Genomic DNA, 16638 nt, shown 5'->3' with positions numbered 1-16638 from the left:
GAAGGCCAGCTGCCGGAAGTCAGGCTATGAGGTTGCCGCGGCCCCTGTCGGGGCCTCGCAATGACGGGGCATCTGTCATGGCGAGGCGCGTAGCGCCGCGGCCATCTTATCCGAGTGGCTCCGGGCATGAAGTGAACCCGGGCAACGGGTTGGCCCTGCAGCTGCCAACACATGCCACAGGGCATCCCGCTCCCGAATCCCGTTCGGGGCGGAACGGAATCTTCTTCTGTCTTGAAGCTCTGGAAACGCTGAATTGCCGGGAGGGTGCGAGATTGCCGCGGCCCCTGTCGGGGCCTCGCAATGACGTTTTTGCAACGTTGGGCGGCCCGTTGATTCGGGCAGGCGCCATGAATGGCGCCCTACGGCCGGCATCGCTGTTGGGCCGACCCGATTCGCGGTAGGGCCGCATTCATGCGGCCGGTCTGCTCGCCGCTAAACTGCCCGGTAAGCAGGCTAAAGCGTATTTGTCGGCCGCGCGGACTCCAGCGAGCCCGCCAGCAGCGATTCCAGTTTCTGCTGGGTGGAGCCACCATCCTGCGACGAGAACTGCACCCCGATGCCCGGCTGACGCTGACCCTGCGCGCCGCGCGGCGTGATCCAGACCACCCGGCCGGCCACCGGCAGGCGCTCGCTGTGCTCGACCAGGTTGACCAGCAGGAACACCTCGTCGCCCATCTCGAGTTGCTGCCCGCGCAGCTGGCTGCGGGGCACGAACAGGCCGCCGTTACTCAGAAACGGCATGTAGGCGGCATAAAGCGCCTGCTTGTCGGCCAGTTCCAGGGTGATGATCCCCGGCTGCGCGGCGGTGTCGGCACTCATGCGGCTCGTTTCTCCCGGCGGCGGCAGTCCAGAAAGGCAATGGCCAGCGATTCCAGCGTGAGCTGGCGATCGACGCTGGCGTCGAGTAATCGGCGGGTGCGTGTCAGCGTCGGCGGCAACCGGCGCAACGCCTGCCCGTCCAGCAATTCTGCCATGCGCCGCAGTTCCCGCGCACGATCCCGGAAAACAAGCGTGTCTTCGGACGCCCCCGAGGTCAGCTTGAGCAGGTCGGCCACCACCCGATAAAGCCAGTCGACCACCCAGCCCGGCTCGGCTTTCTGCCAGTCGGCCACGAGGCTGACCGGATCGCGCCGTGCGGCCAGCAGGTTCGCCAGCCCCTCGAACAGCGCTCCCTGCTCGGTGACCACGGGGGATTCGGCCAGGGTCAGGGCCTGTAACGGGGCATGGCGAGCCAGCGGCATGGCGTCGGCAACCGCGGCCGGCATGGTGGCCAGCCAGCTGGCCACCCCGGCCGGATCCGGTCGGTCCACGCGCCAGATCTGGCAGCGACTGCGAATGGTGGGCAGCACGCGGTCGCGCCGGTCCGTCAGCAGCAGGATGCGCGACCCCGCCGGAGGCTCTTCCAGCGCCTTGAGCAGGCTGTTCGCCGCCTGCACCGTGAGCCGGTCCGCCGGATCGATCAGCCCCACCCGGCCGCCGGCGAACTGGGATGTGGTGTAGAGCCGTCGACAGAACTCGCGTACCGCGTCGATGCCGATGGTCTTGCCGGGTTCCGGCGGCTCCAGCCGGGAATGATCCGGGTGCGAACCCGCCGCCACCTGGGCGCAGGCCCGACACTGGCCGCAGGGCAGCCGCGCCGTATCCGGTTGTTCACAGAGCAGAGCGCGCAGAATCACCCCGGCCAGATGGCGCTTGCCGATGCCCGGTGCCCCGGTCAGCAGCAGGGCATGGCCGGCGCGCTCACCGCGCAGAACCGGGGCAAAACGGGCCCAGACCTCCTGCTGCCAGGGATAGAGCTCATGGCCGCCCGGTTCGCTCATAACAGCGCCCCGATCAGGCGCCGGATCTGGTCGGCGACCGCCTCACTCGGGGCGGCGGCATCCACCCGCCGATAACGATCGGGATCGGCCTCGGCCCGCGCGGCATAGGCCTGACGGACCTGTTCGTGGAATGCCTGCAGTTCCCGGTCGAAACGGTTCGACGCGCCACGGCCGTTGACCCGCTCGATGCCGACTTCCACCGGCAGATCGAACCACAGCACCCGATCCGGCCGGCGTTCGCCCTGCACCAGCTGTTCCAGCGTGGCCACCGCGTCGGAGCCGAGCCCGCGGGCCGCCCCCTGATAGGCATAGCTGGCGTCGGTGAAACGGTCGCAGATCACCCAGGCTCCGGCGGCCAGCGCCGGCTCGATGCAGTCGCGCAGATGCGAGGCCCGGGCGGCGAACATCAGCAGCAGCTCGCTCATGGCCGGCATCGGTTCGCCATGGTCGGCCAGTAGCACCCCGCGGATGGCCTCGGCCAGCGGCGTACCGCCCGGTTCGCGGGTCACCACCACGCGCTGGCCTGCCTGCTCCAGCAAGTTGCGGATGATCGGCACGGCACTGCTCTTGCCGGCCCCTTCCGTGCCCTCGAGGGTGATGAAACATCCGCTCATTGGTTCAGCTGGTATTCGCGCACCGCCCGCCGATGCGCTTCATAGGTGCGGGAGAACACGTGCGTGCCGTCACCGCGGGAGACGAAATACAGCGCATCCCCCTCGGCCGGCTGCACCGCCGCTTCCAGCGCGGCCCGGCCCGGCAGCGCGATCGGCGTGGGGGGCAGTCCCGGTCGCTTGTAGGTGTTGTAGGGCCCGTCGGCCTCGAGATCGCGCCGCCGCAGATTGCCGTCGAATTCCTCAATGCCGTAGATCACCGTGGGGTCGGTCTGTAACAGCATGCCCTTTTCCAGCCGCCGGATGAATACGCCGGCAATGCGGTCACGCTCGCCGGCCCGGCCGGTCTCCTTTTCGATGATCGAGGCCAGAATCAGGGCCTCCTCGGGTGATTCCAGCGGCAGATCCGCCCGGCGATCGGCCCAGATATCAGCCAGCGTGGCTTCCATCGACTCGAACGCCCGCCGCAGGAACTCGACATCGGTGGTATCGCGGGGAAACAGGTAGGTGTCTGGCAGGAACCGGCCCTCGGGATGCAGGTCGGGCGCGCCGATGGCCGCCATGATCTCGGCGCCATCCGCCTCCGCCATCGTGGTTCGGATCGCCGGATGGGCCTCGACCGCGGACCGCAGTTCCCGGAACGTCCACCCCTCCACCACCGTCAGCCGGTGTTGCACCGTCCGCCCGCGCACCAGCGCGTTCAGCACCGCCGGCGGGCGCAGGCCCGGCTCCAGGGCGTATTCGCCGCTTTTCACCTGCCCGGTCACCCCCCGCAGCCGGGCGTAGCCGATCAGGTAGTAACGGTCACGGGCATGGCGGAACAGACCGGCCTGATCCAGTCGCGCCACCACCTGCCGGAAGCCGGCGCCGGACGGAATCTGCACCGTGGCAGTCTCCGCCGTTGGTACCGTGGAATCCAGAAAGCGCCAGACATCGGCCGCCAGTGCGGCGCCGGCCAGCACCGCAAACAGCAGCAGGCTGATCAGAAACCCGCGCATGCCGCCGCCAGTTGCGCCTGACACCACCGCGTGAACGGCCCCACCGGGTAATGCTGTTCCGCCCACTGCCGCACCGGCCAGATCTCCATTGCACTGTTACAGACAAATATTTCCTCGGCCCGCGCGAGCGCCGCCGGATGAATATCCGTTTCCATGACCGATCTGCCTGCCGCGCGGCAGGCCTCGATCAGGCGCTGCCGGGTGGCGCCGATCACGCCGGCATCGACAATCGCCGGGGTCACCACCGCGTCGTCGACGACCGCGAACAGGTTGCTCATGGTGCCACAGACCAGCCGCCCGTCCGCCGTGCCCATCAGCGCTTCCGGCCAGCCATGATCCGCGCATTCCCGGCGCGCCAGCACCTGCTCCAGCCGGTTGCAGTGCTTGATGCCGGCCAGCGCCGGCTGACAGCCGAGCGCCATCCCGGAATGACCGAGGATAATCCCGGTGTCGGCATGCTCGGGCGGATGGGCAGCCGGCGCGAACCGGTACAGGCGGCAGCAGGCCTCGGCGGTCGACGGCGGGGTGTAACCGCGTCCACCCACGCCGCGGGTGATCAGAATCTTGAGGATGCCATCGCTGCCGTCGGCGAACAGCGCCGCGACATCGGCGGCCAGCGCGTCCGGATCGGGTGGCGGCAGGCCGATCCGGCCACAATCATGCGTCAGCCGGGCCACGTGAAACGGCCAGGCGACCGGCAGGCCGCCCACCATGCGCAGCGTGCGGAATATGCCGTCGCCGTAATGCAGACCCCGGTCCATGGGATCGACCGCCTCGGGCGTTCCACCGTGAACCCGCATCACCGGTGCGCTCATGCCGTCAGCCCCAGCGCCAGCAGCATCCCGCGCGCCTTGGCCCGGGTTTCCGCCAGTTCCTGGCGCGGATCGGAGTCGGCCACGATGCCGGCGCCGGCGCGCAGGCTGAGCGAGTCGCCGCGCTGGGCCAGGCTGCGAATCAGGATGTTGGTATCCAGGCGGCCGTCACGCCCCAGATACCCGAAGGCGCCGGTATAGGCGCCTCGCGGGTCCGCTTCCAGCTCGGCGATGATCTCCATGCAGCGCACCTTGGGACACCCCGTAATGGTGCCGCCCGGAAACACCGCCCGCAGCGCCGCCCCCGGCCCCACCCCGGGCCGCAGGCGGCCGGACACGTTCGACACGATGTGGTGCACGTGAGCGTAGGACTCCACCGTCATCAGCTCGTCCACGGTCACGCTGCCATAGCGGCAGACCCGGCCCAGGTCGTTGCGTTCCAGGTCGATGAGCATCACGTGTTCGGCCCGTTCCTTGGGATGGGCCATGAGTTCCCGGGTCATCGCGGCATCGTCGCCGCGCCGCGGCCGGGTGCCGGCAATGGGACGGGTATCGGCCCGGTCGCCGGCCAGACGCAGCAGACGCTCCGGGGAGGAACTGATCACCGACGCCCCGTCCCAGGTCATCAGCCCGGAAAACGGCGCCGGATTGGCCCGCCGCAGCGCCGAGTAGAGGTCGGCCGGCCCGGTTTCCGGCGCCAGCCGCGCCCGCCAGGCCCGCGACAGGTTCACCTGGAACACGTCGCCGGCCCGGATGTACTCGCGGATGCGGCTGACATGATCCAGATAGCGTTCGGGCTCGTCCTCGTCCCAGTCGCGCACCGTGACCGCCCGGTCCGGTGTACGCCCACAGGCGGCCAGATCCGCCGCCAGGTCGTCGAGGCAGGCCTCGGCTTCGGGTTCCGCTACCGCGAACAGCGCCTGCTCGCGACGGTCGTGGATCAGTGCGGCCGGACAGCGGACCGCCAGCGCCCGTGGCAGAACCGGGTCGGCCGCCCACGGCAGGTGCGGTTCCACCTGGCCGGCCAGTTCATAGCCCAGATAGACGAACCAGCCACCGGTAAACGGCAGCTCGCCGGGCGGCAATGGCGGAACCTGCGTCCGCCAGTGATCCAGGGCAGTAAGAAAGTCGCCGCCGGCCCCGGCGGCGCCCGGGCCGTCAAGGTGACGGCCGTCCAGGCAGAGCGCCTCGCCGGGAAAGGCGAAGACGATGTCGTAACGCCCCTGGGCCACCGCCCCGGCACTGGATTCCAGCAGGAACGGATAGCGCTCGGGGTTGTGCCGGTGCAGGGCCAGAGCGTCGAATCCGGCCGCCGGCAGCGGCAACGCGCGCACCCGGCAACCGGCCGGAGCCGAGATTGCCGTGTTCATCACGAATGGATTACAGGGTGCGGAAAACGAGGGTGCCGTTGGTGCCCCCGAAGCCGAAGGAGTTGCTCAGCGCCACGGTCATGGTGTGGTCGCGGGCCTCGCCGGGCACGTAGTCGAGATCGCAGCCTTCGTCGGGGTTATGCAGATTGATGGTCGGCGGCAGCACCTGATCGCGCAGGGCGAGCAGCGTGAATACCGCTTCCGCGGCCCCCGCAGCCCCGAGCATATGGCCGGTCATCGACTTGGTCGAGGACACCGGCAGCGAGTCGGCATGATCCCCGAACACCGCCCGAACGGCCCGGGTTTCCTCGACATCCCCGGCCCGCGTGGAGGTGCCGTGGGCATTGACGTAGCCGATGGCATCCGGATTCAGTCCGGCATCCTGCAGGGCCGCGTTCATGCAGCGCACCGCGCCGCCCCCGCCTTCGGCCGGCAGGGTGATGTGGTAGGCATCGCCGCTCATGCCGAACCCGACCAGTTCGCCGTAGATGGTGGCGCCGCGCGCCCTGGCGCGTTCGTATTCCTCCATCACCAGTACCCCGGCGCCATCGGACAACACGAACCCGTCACGGTCGACGTCCCAGGGACGGCTGGCCGCTTCCGGGTCGTCGTTGCGGGTGGAAAGCGCCCGCGCGGCGCAGAATCCCGCCATGCCGATGGGGTTGCAGGCCATCTCGGTGCCACCGGCGAGGATCACGTCGGCGTCGCCGTACGCAATCATGCGCCCGGCGTTACCGATGTTGTGGGTGCCGGTGGTACAGGCGGTGACCGTGGCCACGTTCGGGCCCTGCAGGCCGAACTGGATGGACACCTGGCCCGAGACCATGTTGATGATGCTGCTGGGGATGAAGAACGGCGAGACTTTCTTGGTGTTGTAGTCGTTGGCGTAGAACTTCTCGCAGGTCTCTTCGATGGTGCCGATGCCGCCGATACCGGAGCCGATCGACACCCCGATGCGGGTGAGATCCTCGGCCTCGAGGTCCAGCCCCGAATCCTGCACCGCCTGGCCGGCGGCCGCCACGCCGTAATGCACGAAGGCATCGTACTTGCGGGCATCCTTGGGGTTCATGTAATCCGCGACGTTGAAATCACGGATCGGCCCACCGAAGCGGGTGGGATAGCCGGAGATGTCGAACGTATCGACCGGTCCGATGCCACTACGGCCCGCGAGAATGCTGTCCCAGCTCTCCCGGACCGACAGCCCGACCGGGGACACCAACCCCATTCCGGTGACGACGACGCGACGCTTGCCCAAGTTGCCCCCTGACCTGCCGATGGAACCGCGAACGAAACCGCCGGGCGATCAGCTCTCGGCGTGCGACTTGATGTAATCGACCGCGTCCTGCACGCACACGATCTTTTCGGCTTCCTCGTCGGGAATGTCGATCTCGAACTCTTCTTCCAGCGCCATGACCAGCTCGACCGTATCGAGGGAGTCGGCACCCAGGTCGTCGACGAATGATGCTTCGCTGGTGACCTGGTCCTCACCCACGCTCAGCTGCTCGGCGATGATCTTCTTAACTCGTTCCTGCACACTGCTCATGCTTATGCTCCTGCGGTATCGGGCTGATTCGCCCTTGAGTTGTTGCGGGGTCTTTCCGGCAATGGCGCGCCATTTTAGGCAAAAACCCCGGTCCAGGCTACAAACGCCAGACCGGCTTCACCCCATGTGGAGGCCACCGTTGACGTTGATGGTTTCGCCGGTGATGTAACCGGCGGACTCGGATGCGAGAAAGCGCACGGCCGCGGCCACGTCGTCGACCGCGCCCAGTCGTCCCAGCGGCACCTGGCCCAGCAGCGCCTCGCGCTGTGCCTCGGGCAGGTCGCGGGTCATGTCGGTATCGATGAATCCGGGCGCCACCGCGTTGACGGTAATGCCCCTGGAGGCCACTTCACGGGCCAGCGAGCGGGTCAGGCCGATGACACCCGCCTTGGCGGCCGAATAGTTCACCTGCCCGGCGTTGCCCATCTGGCCGACCACCGACGTGATGCTGACGATGCGGCCGCCGCGGGCCTTCATCATCCCGCGCAGCACCGCCTTGCAGCAGCGGTAGACGCCGGCGAGATTGGTGTCGATCACCGCGTCCCATTCCTCGTCCTTCATGCGCATGACGAGATTGTCGCGGGTGATCGCGGCGTTGTTGATCAGGATGGTCGGGGTGCCGAAGTCCCCGGTCACCGCCTTCACCAGTTGCGCCGGATGGTCCGGGTCGGCCACGTCCAGCACCCGGCCGCCGCCCTGGATGCCGGCCTCGGCCAGCGCCTTGTCGATGGCGGCCGCGCCCTTTTCCGAGGTCGCGGTGCCGATCACCGTGGCGCCCGCTTCACCCAGGGTTCGGGCTATCGCTGCCCCAATGCCTCGCGAGGCACCGGTGACCAGTGCAATCTGCTCGTTCAAGGGAGTCCCCCGTCGTCTGTCTCAGGCGGCCGCGGCGGCCAGTCCCGCTGTCAGGCCGTCCGGGTCCTGCAGCGCCGTCGCGTCGATGTCACGGTCGATTCGCTTGTTCAAGCCGGTCAGCACCTTGCCGGGCCCACACTCAAGCATCACCCCGATGCCCGCGCCATGCAATGCCCGGATGGTTTCGGTCCAGAGTACCGGCCGTTCCAGCTGGGATACCAGCGCCTTGCGGATGCCGTCGACATCCTCGCGCTGCTGCGCGTCCACATTGTGCAGCACCGGGATCGACGGGGTGCGCAATGGAATCTCGGCCAGGTGCGAGCGCAGCCGTTCGCCGGCCGGCCGCATCAGATCACAGTGCGACGGCACGCTCACCGGCAGCCGCTTCACCAGCTTGGCGCCCTGTTCCTTCGCCAGCGCCATGGCACGCTCCACCGCGGCGGTCTCGCCGGCAATCACCACCTGGCCGGGCGAATTGAAGTTGGCCGGCGCCACCACGTCGCCCTCGCCGGCCGCCTGCCGGCAGACCTCGGCAATGGCGTCGTCATCCAGGCCGATCACGGCGGCCATGGCGCCCTCGCCGGGCGGCACCGCATTCTGCATCGCCTGGCCGCGCAGCTCCGTCAGCCGCAGGCCGTCGCTGAATTCCAGCGCGCCGGCAGCCACCAGTGCGGTGTACTCGCCCAGGCTGTGACCGGCCATCGCGGCCGGCACGGCGCCGCCACGGGCCTCCCAGATACGCCACACGGCAAGGCCGGCGGCCAGCAGGGCCGGTTGCGTCTTCTCGGTGCTGTCCAGCGCCTCGGCCGGACCTTCCCGAACCAGCGTGGCCAGATCGTAACCGAGCACCTCACCGGCCTCACGCAGGGTCTTTCCCACCTCGGGATACTGTTCCGACAGCGCCGACAACATGCCGACGGACTGCGACCCCTGACCGGGGAAAAGCATTGCGAAACGGGCCATCAGGCACCCTGGAGTCCAAAACCGGCGCCAATCATACGCACCCCTTCCGCCGTTGACCACGTTCGATGAATGGGCGGTGTTTGTTATTATTGAATCGTCGATATCCTACCCATCGAACCCATCCGCGACGGAGCGCGCCGTGATCACGCCCGAACTGACCGTCGCCGCCCTGGTCGAACGCAATGGCCGCTTTCTCATGGTCGAGGAGGTGGTCCGCGAGCAGACCGTGCTCAATCAGCCGGCCGGCCACATGGAATACGGCGAAACCGCGATTGACGCGGTGGTCCGTGAAACCCGCGAGGAAACGGCCTGGAGCTTCACCCCGACCGCGGTGGTCGGGGCCTATCTCTGGCGGATACCCAGCGCGACCCGACACGTGATGCGCATACTCTTTACCGGCGACGTTGCCGACCACGACAGCGACAGCGAGCTGGACGACGGCATCATCGCCACCCACTGGATGGACTATCAGGCCCTGCAGGCCGCGGAGGACCGGCTGCGCACGCCGCTGGTGCTGCATGGACTCGACGACTACCTGGCCGGCCGGCGCCTGCCGCTGGATACCGTGCGCTGCTTCGACTACACCGGAGCCCCGCGATGAGCCGCCACGTCATCGTGGGCCTGTCCGGCGGCGTGGATTCGGCTGTGGCCGCCCTGCGCCTGATCGAGGCCGGCGACCGGGTGGAAGGCCTGTTCATGTTCAACTGGGCCGAGGACGAGGCCGGCCGCTGCCAGGCCGCGGAGGATTTCGAGGCCGCCCGCGAAGTGGCCGACGTCCTGGGCATTCCCCTGCACCGGGCCGATTTCTCGGCCGAGTATCGCCAGCGGGTATTCCAGCCGTTCGTGGACGGCTATGCCGCCGGACGCACCCCCAACCCGGATGTCCTGTGCAATCGCGAGGTGAAGTTCGATCCGTTCCTGAATCACGCCCGCCGGCTGGGTGCGGACTGCATCGCCACCGGTCACTACGCCCGCGTCGAGGTCGACGGCCCGGGCTGGCGGCTGCGCCGCGGCGTCGACCCCGGCAAGGATCAGTCCTACTTCCTGGCCGCCGTACCGCAGGCCGCGCTGGGCCGAACGCTGTTCCCGCTGGGCGACCTGTACAAGCATGACGTGCGTGAGCTGGCCCGGGCCGCCGGCCTGCCCAACCACGCCCGGCGCGACAGCACCGGCGTCTGCTTCATCGGCGAACGGGATTTCGACGGCTTCCTGGCCGGTTACGTGGACACCGAGCCCGGCCCCATCCGGGTGGCGGACGGCCCGCTGGCCGGCACCGACATCGGCCGCCATCGCGGGCTGGCGTTCCATACCATCGGCCAGCGCCGCGGGCTGGGCATCGGCGGCGTGCGCGGCGCGCCGGACGCGCCCTGGTTCGTGGTCGACAAGAACATGACCGATTCGGTGCTGTGGGTCAGCCAGAATGCCGACCATCCCGCCCTGCGCCCGCGGCTGGTCGACACCGCCGCGCCGCAGTGGATCGGCCCGGCCCCGCGCCTGCCGCTGACCTGCCGGGTGCAGGTGCGCTACCGCCAGACCGACCAGCCCTGCGTGGTAACCGCCCGGAGCGACGGGCTGCGTCTGACCTTCGACACACCGCCATTCGCCGCCGCGCCCGGTCAGTACGCCGTGTTCTACGACGACGACATCTGCCTGGGCTGTGCCGAAATCGACACCCTGCCGGCGCAGGCCACCGAGGCCGCATGACCGATATCGACACCGCAACACGGGAACAGGCGCTAGCACTGGCCGGCATTGCCCAGTTCGTGCTGAACGCCCACCGGCTGGCCGATTCCGGCCGGCTGGACCGCGTGCCGCTGGCCGCCGCCCTGCGCGTGATCTTCGCCACCAATCCGGACCACGCCGACGACGTGATCGGCGACCCGGCGACCATCGCCGACGGCGCGATCTTCCTGCGCCGCCAGCTGGGCCGCCGGGAGGGGCGCAGCGATGACGCCCCCACCGCCCGCACCATCGGCCTGATCGTGCGTCTGGCCAAGCGCCTGCTGGGGCGAAGCGAGGCAATGACCCAGCTCGGCGGCGCCATCGGCCGGGCAAAGTTCGCCGACGACGACCGCCAGATTCCCGGCATTCTGGATCAGGCCTACCGCGACATCCTCAGCCCCATCGGGCCCCGCATCATGGTCCGCGGCAATCCCGAACATCTGCAGAACACCGAGGTGACCGAGCATGTGCGCGTGCTGCTGATGGCGGCGGTGCGCTGCGCCGTGCTCTGGCGCCATTGCGGCGGCCGGCTATGGCGGCTGGTGGTGTTCCGCAAGCGCCTGCTGGCGGCGCTGGACGGGCTGCCCGGGGCGGTCGGACCGGCCTGAGAACCGCCTGGTCCGATCGGATGGCGGGCGTGCCGCTACAGCCGCGGCGTCCGATCCGTTACAATGCGGCCTCGCATGTCGCCCCGGTCCGGCAGTTGTCCTGGCGGCGACTCCCGGTTACCGAACACTCGTCTTGGAGAGGACGCGATGACGGACAGTTTCAATGTTCGTGCCCAGCTTGATGCGGGCGCCAAACAATACGACTACTTCAGCCTGAAAACGCTGGAAAAGACGTTCCCCGAGGCGGCGACGCTGCCCTATTCGCACAAGATCCTGCTGGAGAACCTGCTCCGGCACGAGGATGGCGAGGATGTCACCAGGGATGACATCGAAGCACTGGCTAAATGGGATTCCAAGGCCGAACCCTCCAAGGAGATTTCCTTCACCCCGGCCCGCGTGGTCCTGCAGGACTTCACCGGCGTGCCGGCGATCGTCGACCTGGCCGCCATGCGCGACGCCATGGCCAAGCTGGGCGGCAACCCGGAAAAGATCAACCCGCTGTCCCCGGCCGAACTGGTCATCGACCACTCCGTGATGGTGGATGAATACGGCAGCGACCAGGCCTTCGACCTGAACGCCAAGCTGGAATTCAATCGCAACAAGGAGCGCTATGCGTTCCTGCGCTGGGGCCAGGGCGCGTTCGACAACTTCAAGGTGGTGCCGCCGGATACCGGCATTGTCCATCAGGTCAACCTGGAATACCTCGCCCGCGTGGTATTCGGCAACGACGACAATAACCTCGCCTATCCGGACACGCTGGTGGGCACCGATTCGCACACCACCATGATCAACGGCGTGGGCGTGCTCGGCTGGGGTGTCGGTGGCATCGAGGCCGAGGCCGCCATGCTGGGCCAGCCGATTTCCATGCTGATCCCGCAGGTGATCGGCTTCCGTCTGACCGGCAAGCTGGCCGAAGGCACGACCGCCACCGACCTGGTGCTGACGGTCACCGAAATGCTTCGCGAAAAGGGCGTGGTGGGCAAGTTCGTCGAGTTCTTCGGCGACGGCCTGGCCGATCTGCCCCTGGCCGACCGCGCCACCATCGCCAACATGGCCCCGGAATACGGCGCCACCTGCGGCATCTTCCCGGTGGACGGCGAAACCCTGCGTTACATGGAACTCACCGGCCGGCCACAGGAACAGCGCGACCTGGTCGAGTCCTACGCCAGGGCCCAGGGCATGTGGCGCGAGGACGGCGCCCCGGACGCCAACTACACCGACGTGCTGGAACTGGACCTGGGCACCGTGCAGCCCTCGCTGGCCGGCCCCAAGCGCCCGCAGGACCGCGTGCTGCTCAAGGACATGCAGGAAACCTACCGCCGCGAGGTCCAGCCGTTCGTCGATCAGCGCAGCGACAAGAAGAGCGAGGCCGAGGCCCGCATGGAAGGCGAAGCCGGCCTGCCCAGCGGCACCGAGGACGGCGTGGCCAACGTCAGTTACAAGGATACGGACTTCCAGTTGAAGGACGGCGCGGTGGTGATTGCCGCGATCACCTCCTGCACCAACACCTCCAACCCGGCGGTGATGATCGGTGCCGGCCTGCTGGCGCGCAACGCCATCAACAAGGGCCTGGACGTCAAGCCGTGGGTGAAGACCTCCCTGGCCCCCGGCTCCAAGGTGGTGACCGACTACCTGGCCAAGGCCGGGCTGGACGATGACCTGGAAGGCCTGGGCTTCCACCTGGTGGGCTACGGTTGCACCACCTGCATCGGCAACTCCGGCCCGCTGCCGGAACCGATCAGCGCCGCGGTCAACGAACACCACCTGAACGTGGCGTCCGTGCTGTCCGGCAACCGCAACTTCGAAGGCCGCGTGCACGGCGACGTGCGCATGAACTTCCTGGCCTCCCCGCCGCTGGTGGTGGCCTACGCCCTGGCCGGCACCGTGGACATCGACCTGTCCAACGACCCCATCGGACAGGACAAGGACGGCAACGACGTCTTCCTCAAGGACGTCTGGCCAAGCCAGAAGGAGGTGTACGACACCATCGGCACCTCGCTGAACTCGCAGATGTTCACCGACAGCTACGGCGACGTGTTCGCCGGCGACGACCGCTGGCAGAAGCTGGACGTGCCGGAAGGCGAGATCTACAAGTGGGACGAGAGCTCCACCTACGTTCAGAACCCGCCCTACTTCGAAGGCATGAGCGTGGACGTGGCCGACATTCCCGGCATTACCGGCGCCCGCTGCCTGGCCCTGCTGGGGGATTCGATCACCACCGATCACATCTCCCCCGCCGGCGCCATCAAGGCCGAGACCCCGGCCGGCCAGTACCTGATGGAACAGGGCGTCAAGCCGGCGGACTTCAACTCCTACGGCTCGCGGCGCGGCAATCACCAGGTGATGATGCGTGGCACCTTCGCCAACGTGCGGCTGCGCAACCAGCTGGCCCCCGGCACCGAGGGCGGCTGGACCACGTTCCAGCCGGATGGCGAGCAGATGTACATCTACGACGCCGCCATGAAGTACCAGGAAAAGGGCACGCCCCTGGTGATCCTGGCCGGCAAGGAGTACGGCACGGGCTCCTCGCGTGACTGGGCCGCCAAGGGCACCAAGCTGCTGGGCGTGGAAGCGGTCATCGCGCAGAGCTATGAGCGCATCCACCGTTCCAACCTGGTGGGCTTCGGCGTGCTGCCGCTGCAGTTCAAGGACGGCGACAACGCCGAATCCCTGGGCCTGGCCGGCACGGAAACCTTCGACATCGAAGGCCTCACCGCCGGCGCCAGGACCGTGACGGTCAAGGCCACCAGCAACGACGGCAACACCACCGAGTTCGAAGCCCGCGTGCGCATCGACACGCCCAAGGAATGGGACTACTACCAGAACGGCGGCATCCTGCACTACGTGCTCCGCCAGCTGGCCAAGGCCGCGTAAGCACCGGCCGACCCGCGAAACTGGCCCCGCTTCGGCGGGGCCTTTTCGTTGGTGATGGGGCAGACCGCTGAATCCGGCACCCGTGCCTGTAGGGCGGACTTCAGTCCGCCATTTCAGCGACCCGACAAAGGCAGGGTCAACCATCGAGTGTAGGGCGGACTTCAGTCCGCCACTTTCAGCGATCCAACAAAGGCAGGGTTAACCATCGAGATCAGAGCCTTCGCATACCTGTCCCGGAATTCATTCACCACGACCGTCTGCCCGCCTGCCCGCACCCTGCCGAGAGCGGCGCGAGCCTGTTATATTCCCGCCTTTAGCGACATCAACAAGACAAACCCATGATCGGACGCGCCATCTTCGTCATCCTGCTCAACGCCATCTTCCTGGTCGGCGTGCTGCTCTACCTGCCACTGGACGGCCTGCTGGAAATGCGCGGCTACGACCGGTCGCACATCCAGGCGATGAAGGATGCCCGCGCCGAGGATGAAGAGCTCGAGGCCGAGCTGGCCGCCCAGGAAAAAGCGGACGCCGCCGCCGCGGACAGCGTCGACAATGAAGCCATGGAGGCACTCGACCCCATCGCCGACGACGCTACCGAAGACGACGAAGCCCCCGAACCCGACGCGGAACCGGCAGCCCGCGAGCAACTGGTGGCCACCGATGTCATCAACGTGCGCAGCGGCCCCGGCACCGACAACGAGCAGGTCGGCCAGCTCGACGCCGGCCAGACCGTGACCGTGCTGGAAGATAACGGCGACGACTGGATCCGCATCGAGTTCGAGGACGACGAAGCCTGGGCCTACCGCCCCCTGTTCGAGCAGCCGTAATAAGGCACTAACCGCCAAACGCCCCGCGAAGCCATCCCCTCTCCCGCCCGCGGGAGAGGGCCAGGGAGAGGGAACCCCGCCCGAGGCACCAAGGCCTGAACAAGCTCCAGGCACCAGTACCGGCGCCAGCCCACCCTCACAACCAATCCAGCGGACTGACCACCCCCTGCCCGCCCCGCTGCAGCACATGCGTGTAGATCATCGTCGTCTGCACATGCTGATGGCCCAGTAACTCCTGCACCGTTCTAATATCGCTACCACCCTCGAGCAGATGCGTGGCAAACGAATGCCGCAGCGTGTGACAACTGGCCTTCTTCCGAATGCCCGCCTTTCCCAGCGCTGCCTTCACGGCCCGCTGCAACCCCTTCTCATTGACATGATGGCGTCCGGTTTCCCCCGAGCGCGGGTCCCGGGACAATCGCTTCGAGGGAAACACGTACTGCCAGGCCGGTTCCCCCGCCGCATTCGGATACTTCTGCGCCAGGGCGAACGGCATGTAAACACGCCCGTACCCCGCGTCGCGGTCACCGGCATGGATCGTGGCCACCGAGTCGATCTGCGCCTGTAACGGTTCAACCAGACGGGCCGGAACCGGCACCACCCGCTCGCGGCCGCCCTTCCCGTCACGAACCACGATCTGCCGGTAATCAAAGTCCACATCCTTGATGCGCAACCGAACCGCCTCCATCAGCCGCAGCCCCGACCCGTAGAGCAGCCCGGCCAGCAGCCAGTTCTGCCCTTCCAGATGTGCAAAAAGCGCACCCACCTCCTGCCGGCTCAACACCTCCGGAATCCGCGCCGGCCGCTTCGCCCGAACCACGTCATCCAGCCACGGCAACTCGATACCGAGAACATCGCGATAAAGGAAAAGAATGGCCCCCAGCGCCTGATTCTGCGTCGAGGCCGCTACCGACCGATCAACGGCAAGATGACTCAGGAACGCCTCGACCTCCTTCTTGCCCATATCCCGCGGGTGGCGCTTGCCGTGATAAAGAATGTAACGTCGAATCCAGGCCGCATAACTCCGTTCCGTTCGGAGGCTGTAATGCTTCACCCGGCATCGCGCCCGCACCTGATCAAGCAGCTTGGGCGGCCTTGAATCACGATGAGGCATTATGTGCCCGCATCGTTGTCGTATAGCCACACAGAATCATGGTATTCACAGTTAATGCGTGATGCACGAGTTATGCTATGCGACAAATACCCTAGGTGCTATACCTACATCAAGTCGTATAGTTAAGCTTAGGTGCCAGGGGGAGAGGAGGCAGTACTGCTTATGCCACTAGATCACTACGTGTCGCAAGTTCACCTGAGGAACTTCTACTCTCCAAATTTGGGCAACCGCCTGTATGCGATCAGGAAGTCAGATTTAAAAACATTCACTCCAGACGCAAAGGCAATTTGTCGGATTGAGAACGGCAGCACAAACCCGTATGTAACGGAAGAACGGGCAATTGAGGAATTTCTTAAGCACATCGAACCGAAGTACAATGCGGCAGTTGCAGCCATTGCCGATGGGGATATCGACGAGGACGTTATCTTTGTAGTTAGCGGTTTTGTTTCGTATATATTGACATGTTCGCCCGCTGCAATGCGCTTAGCCGTCAATCCACTCGAGCAGGTCATCGAAGAGTC

The 16638-nt window shown here is 67.0% G+C and carries 17 protein-coding genes; 6 read left to right on the top strand and 11 right to left on the bottom strand.

What is annotated here, in order from left to right; all coding sequences use genetic code 11:
* Window positions 1–453: 453 nt before the first annotated feature.
* The 10 genes from RM532_RS13575 to fabD all read right to left on the bottom strand — a co-directional run bounded on the left by RM532_RS13575 (window position 454) and on the right by fabD (window position 8972).
* Window positions 454–819: a PilZ domain-containing protein gene (locus RM532_RS13575; protein WP_311653875.1), complete on the bottom strand. Its 366-nt coding sequence runs from the start codon at window positions 817–819 to the stop codon at window positions 454–456.
* Complete coding sequence (locus RM532_RS13570) at window positions 816–1820, bottom strand: DNA polymerase III subunit delta' C-terminal domain-containing protein (RefSeq protein WP_311653874.1); 1005 nt, start codon at window positions 1818–1820, stop codon at window positions 816–818. The genes RM532_RS13575 and RM532_RS13570 overlap by 4 nt, the downstream gene beginning before the upstream one ends.
* The gene (gene tmk / locus RM532_RS13565) at window positions 1817–2434 is read right to left on the bottom strand and encodes a dTMP kinase (protein WP_311653873.1); all 618 of its coding nucleotides are present in this window, start codon (window positions 2432–2434) and stop codon (window positions 1817–1819) included. Before tmk ends, RM532_RS13570 begins: the two co-directional genes overlap by 4 nt.
* Window positions 2431–3429, bottom strand: coding sequence for an endolytic transglycosylase MltG (gene mltG / locus RM532_RS13560; protein ID WP_311653872.1), 999 nt, complete (start codon window positions 3427–3429; stop codon window positions 2431–2433). The genes tmk and mltG overlap by 4 nt, the downstream gene beginning before the upstream one ends.
* Window positions 3414–4244 (bottom strand): aminodeoxychorismate lyase, encoded by an 831-nt coding sequence (gene pabC / locus RM532_RS13555; RefSeq protein ID WP_311653871.1) that lies wholly within the window; start codon window positions 4242–4244, stop codon window positions 3414–3416. Before pabC ends, mltG begins: the two co-directional genes overlap by 16 nt.
* Window positions 4241–5611 (bottom strand): aminodeoxychorismate synthase component I, encoded by a 1371-nt coding sequence (locus tag RM532_RS13550; RefSeq protein ID WP_311653870.1) that lies wholly within the window; start codon window positions 5609–5611, stop codon window positions 4241–4243. The genes pabC and RM532_RS13550 overlap by 4 nt, the downstream gene beginning before the upstream one ends.
* A gap of 10 nt (window positions 5612–5621) precedes the next feature.
* Window positions 5622–6866, bottom strand: a complete 1245-nt coding sequence (gene fabF / locus RM532_RS13545) for a beta-ketoacyl-ACP synthase II (protein ID WP_311653869.1) — start codon at window positions 6864–6866, stop codon at window positions 5622–5624.
* Window positions 6867–6914: 48 nt separating this feature from the next.
* Window positions 6915–7154: an acyl carrier protein gene (gene acpP / locus RM532_RS13540; protein ID WP_311653868.1), complete on the bottom strand. Its 240-nt coding sequence runs from the start codon at window positions 7152–7154 to the stop codon at window positions 6915–6917.
* A gap of 117 nt (window positions 7155–7271) precedes the next feature.
* Window positions 7272–8009, bottom strand: a complete 738-nt coding sequence (gene fabG / locus RM532_RS13535; protein ID WP_311653867.1) for a 3-oxoacyl-ACP reductase FabG — start codon at window positions 8007–8009, stop codon at window positions 7272–7274.
* Window positions 8010–8030: 21 nt separating this feature from the next.
* The gene (gene fabD, locus RM532_RS13530) at window positions 8031–8972 is read right to left on the bottom strand and encodes an ACP S-malonyltransferase (protein ID WP_311653866.1); all 942 of its coding nucleotides are present in this window, start codon (window positions 8970–8972) and stop codon (window positions 8031–8033) included.
* 139 nt (window positions 8973–9111) lie between these two features.
* Between fabD and RM532_RS13525 the strand changes: the two genes are divergently transcribed.
* The 5 genes from RM532_RS13525 to RM532_RS13505 all read left to right on the top strand — a co-directional run bounded on the left by RM532_RS13525 (window position 9112) and on the right by RM532_RS13505 (window position 15003).
* Complete coding sequence (locus RM532_RS13525; RefSeq protein ID WP_311653865.1) at window positions 9112–9573, top strand: NUDIX hydrolase; 462 nt, start codon at window positions 9112–9114, stop codon at window positions 9571–9573.
* Window positions 9570–10676, top strand: a complete 1107-nt coding sequence (gene mnmA / locus RM532_RS13520) for a tRNA 2-thiouridine(34) synthase MnmA (RefSeq protein ID WP_311653864.1) — start codon at window positions 9570–9572, stop codon at window positions 10674–10676. The genes RM532_RS13525 and mnmA overlap by 4 nt, the downstream gene beginning before the upstream one ends.
* Window positions 10673–11302, top strand: coding sequence for a lysogenization protein HflD (locus tag RM532_RS13515; RefSeq protein ID WP_311653863.1), 630 nt, complete (start codon window positions 10673–10675; stop codon window positions 11300–11302). The genes mnmA and RM532_RS13515 overlap by 4 nt, the downstream gene beginning before the upstream one ends.
* Window positions 11303–11449: 147 nt before the next feature.
* Window positions 11450–14176: an aconitate hydratase AcnA gene (gene acnA, locus RM532_RS13510; protein WP_311653862.1), complete on the top strand. Its 2727-nt coding sequence runs from the start codon at window positions 11450–11452 to the stop codon at window positions 14174–14176.
* Between the two features lie 338 nt (window positions 14177–14514).
* Window positions 14515–15003: an SH3 domain-containing protein gene (locus tag RM532_RS13505; RefSeq protein ID WP_311653861.1), complete on the top strand. Its 489-nt coding sequence runs from the start codon at window positions 14515–14517 to the stop codon at window positions 15001–15003.
* Between the two features lie 136 nt (window positions 15004–15139).
* Here the strand turns inward: RM532_RS13505 and RM532_RS13500 are convergent, their stop codons facing one another.
* The gene (locus RM532_RS13500) at window positions 15140–16117 is read right to left on the bottom strand and encodes an integron integrase (protein ID WP_311653860.1); all 978 of its coding nucleotides are present in this window, start codon (window positions 16115–16117) and stop codon (window positions 15140–15142) included.
* A gap of 180 nt (window positions 16118–16297) precedes the next feature.
* Between RM532_RS13500 and RM532_RS13495 the strand changes: the two genes are divergently transcribed.
* Window positions 16298–16638: hypothetical protein (locus RM532_RS13495; RefSeq protein ID WP_311653859.1), on the top strand; the 341-nt coding region annotated here is incomplete at its 3' end.

Source organism: Spectribacter hydrogenoxidans, from assembly GCF_031846275.1.
Classification (GTDB): domain Bacteria; phylum Pseudomonadota; class Gammaproteobacteria; order Nevskiales; family Salinisphaeraceae; genus Spectribacter; species Spectribacter hydrogenoxidans.
The sequence above is the reverse complement of the archived record's forward strand: the minus strand, read 5'-3'. Positions and strand labels throughout refer to the sequence as shown.

What these genes read in the sequence shown, in the direction of transcription:
- fabD (WP_311653866.1), bottom strand. Translation starts at nt 8,972, where the DNA reads ATGGCCCGTTTCGCAATGCTTTTCCCCGGTCAGGGGTCGCAGTCCGTC.
- mltG (WP_311653872.1), bottom strand. Translation starts at nt 3,429, where the DNA reads ATGCGCGGGTTTCTGATCAGCCTGCTGCTGTTTGCGGTGCTGGCCGGC.
- RM532_RS13575 (WP_311653875.1), bottom strand. Translation starts at nt 819, where the DNA reads ATGAGTGCCGACACCGCCGCGCAGCCGGGGATCATCACCCTGGAACTG.
- tmk (WP_311653873.1), bottom strand. Translation starts at nt 2,434, where the DNA reads ATGAGCGGATGTTTCATCACCCTCGAGGGCACGGAAGGGGCCGGCAAG.
- RM532_RS13570 (WP_311653874.1), bottom strand. Translation starts at nt 1,820, where the DNA reads ATGAGCGAACCGGGCGGCCATGAGCTCTATCCCTGGCAGCAGGAGGTC.
- pabC (WP_311653871.1), bottom strand. Translation starts at nt 4,244, where the DNA reads ATGAGCGCACCGGTGATGCGGGTTCACGGTGGAACGCCCGAGGCGGTC.
- RM532_RS13500 (WP_311653860.1), bottom strand. Translation starts at nt 16,117, where the DNA reads ATGCCTCATCGTGATTCAAGGCCGCCCAAGCTGCTTGATCAGGTGCGG.
- RM532_RS13550 (WP_311653870.1), bottom strand. Translation starts at nt 5,611, where the DNA reads ATGAACACGGCAATCTCGGCTCCGGCCGGTTGCCGGGTGCGCGCGTTG.
- acpP (WP_311653868.1), bottom strand. Translation starts at nt 7,154, where the DNA reads ATGAGCAGTGTGCAGGAACGAGTTAAGAAGATCATCGCCGAGCAGCTG.
- RM532_RS13505 (WP_311653861.1), top strand. Translation starts at nt 14,515, where the DNA reads ATGATCGGACGCGCCATCTTCGTCATCCTGCTCAACGCCATCTTCCTG.
- acnA (WP_311653862.1), top strand. Translation starts at nt 11,450, where the DNA reads ATGACGGACAGTTTCAATGTTCGTGCCCAGCTTGATGCGGGCGCCAAA.
- RM532_RS13515 (WP_311653863.1), top strand. Translation starts at nt 10,673, where the DNA reads ATGACCGATATCGACACCGCAACACGGGAACAGGCGCTAGCACTGGCC.
- mnmA (WP_311653864.1), top strand. Translation starts at nt 9,570, where the DNA reads ATGAGCCGCCACGTCATCGTGGGCCTGTCCGGCGGCGTGGATTCGGCT.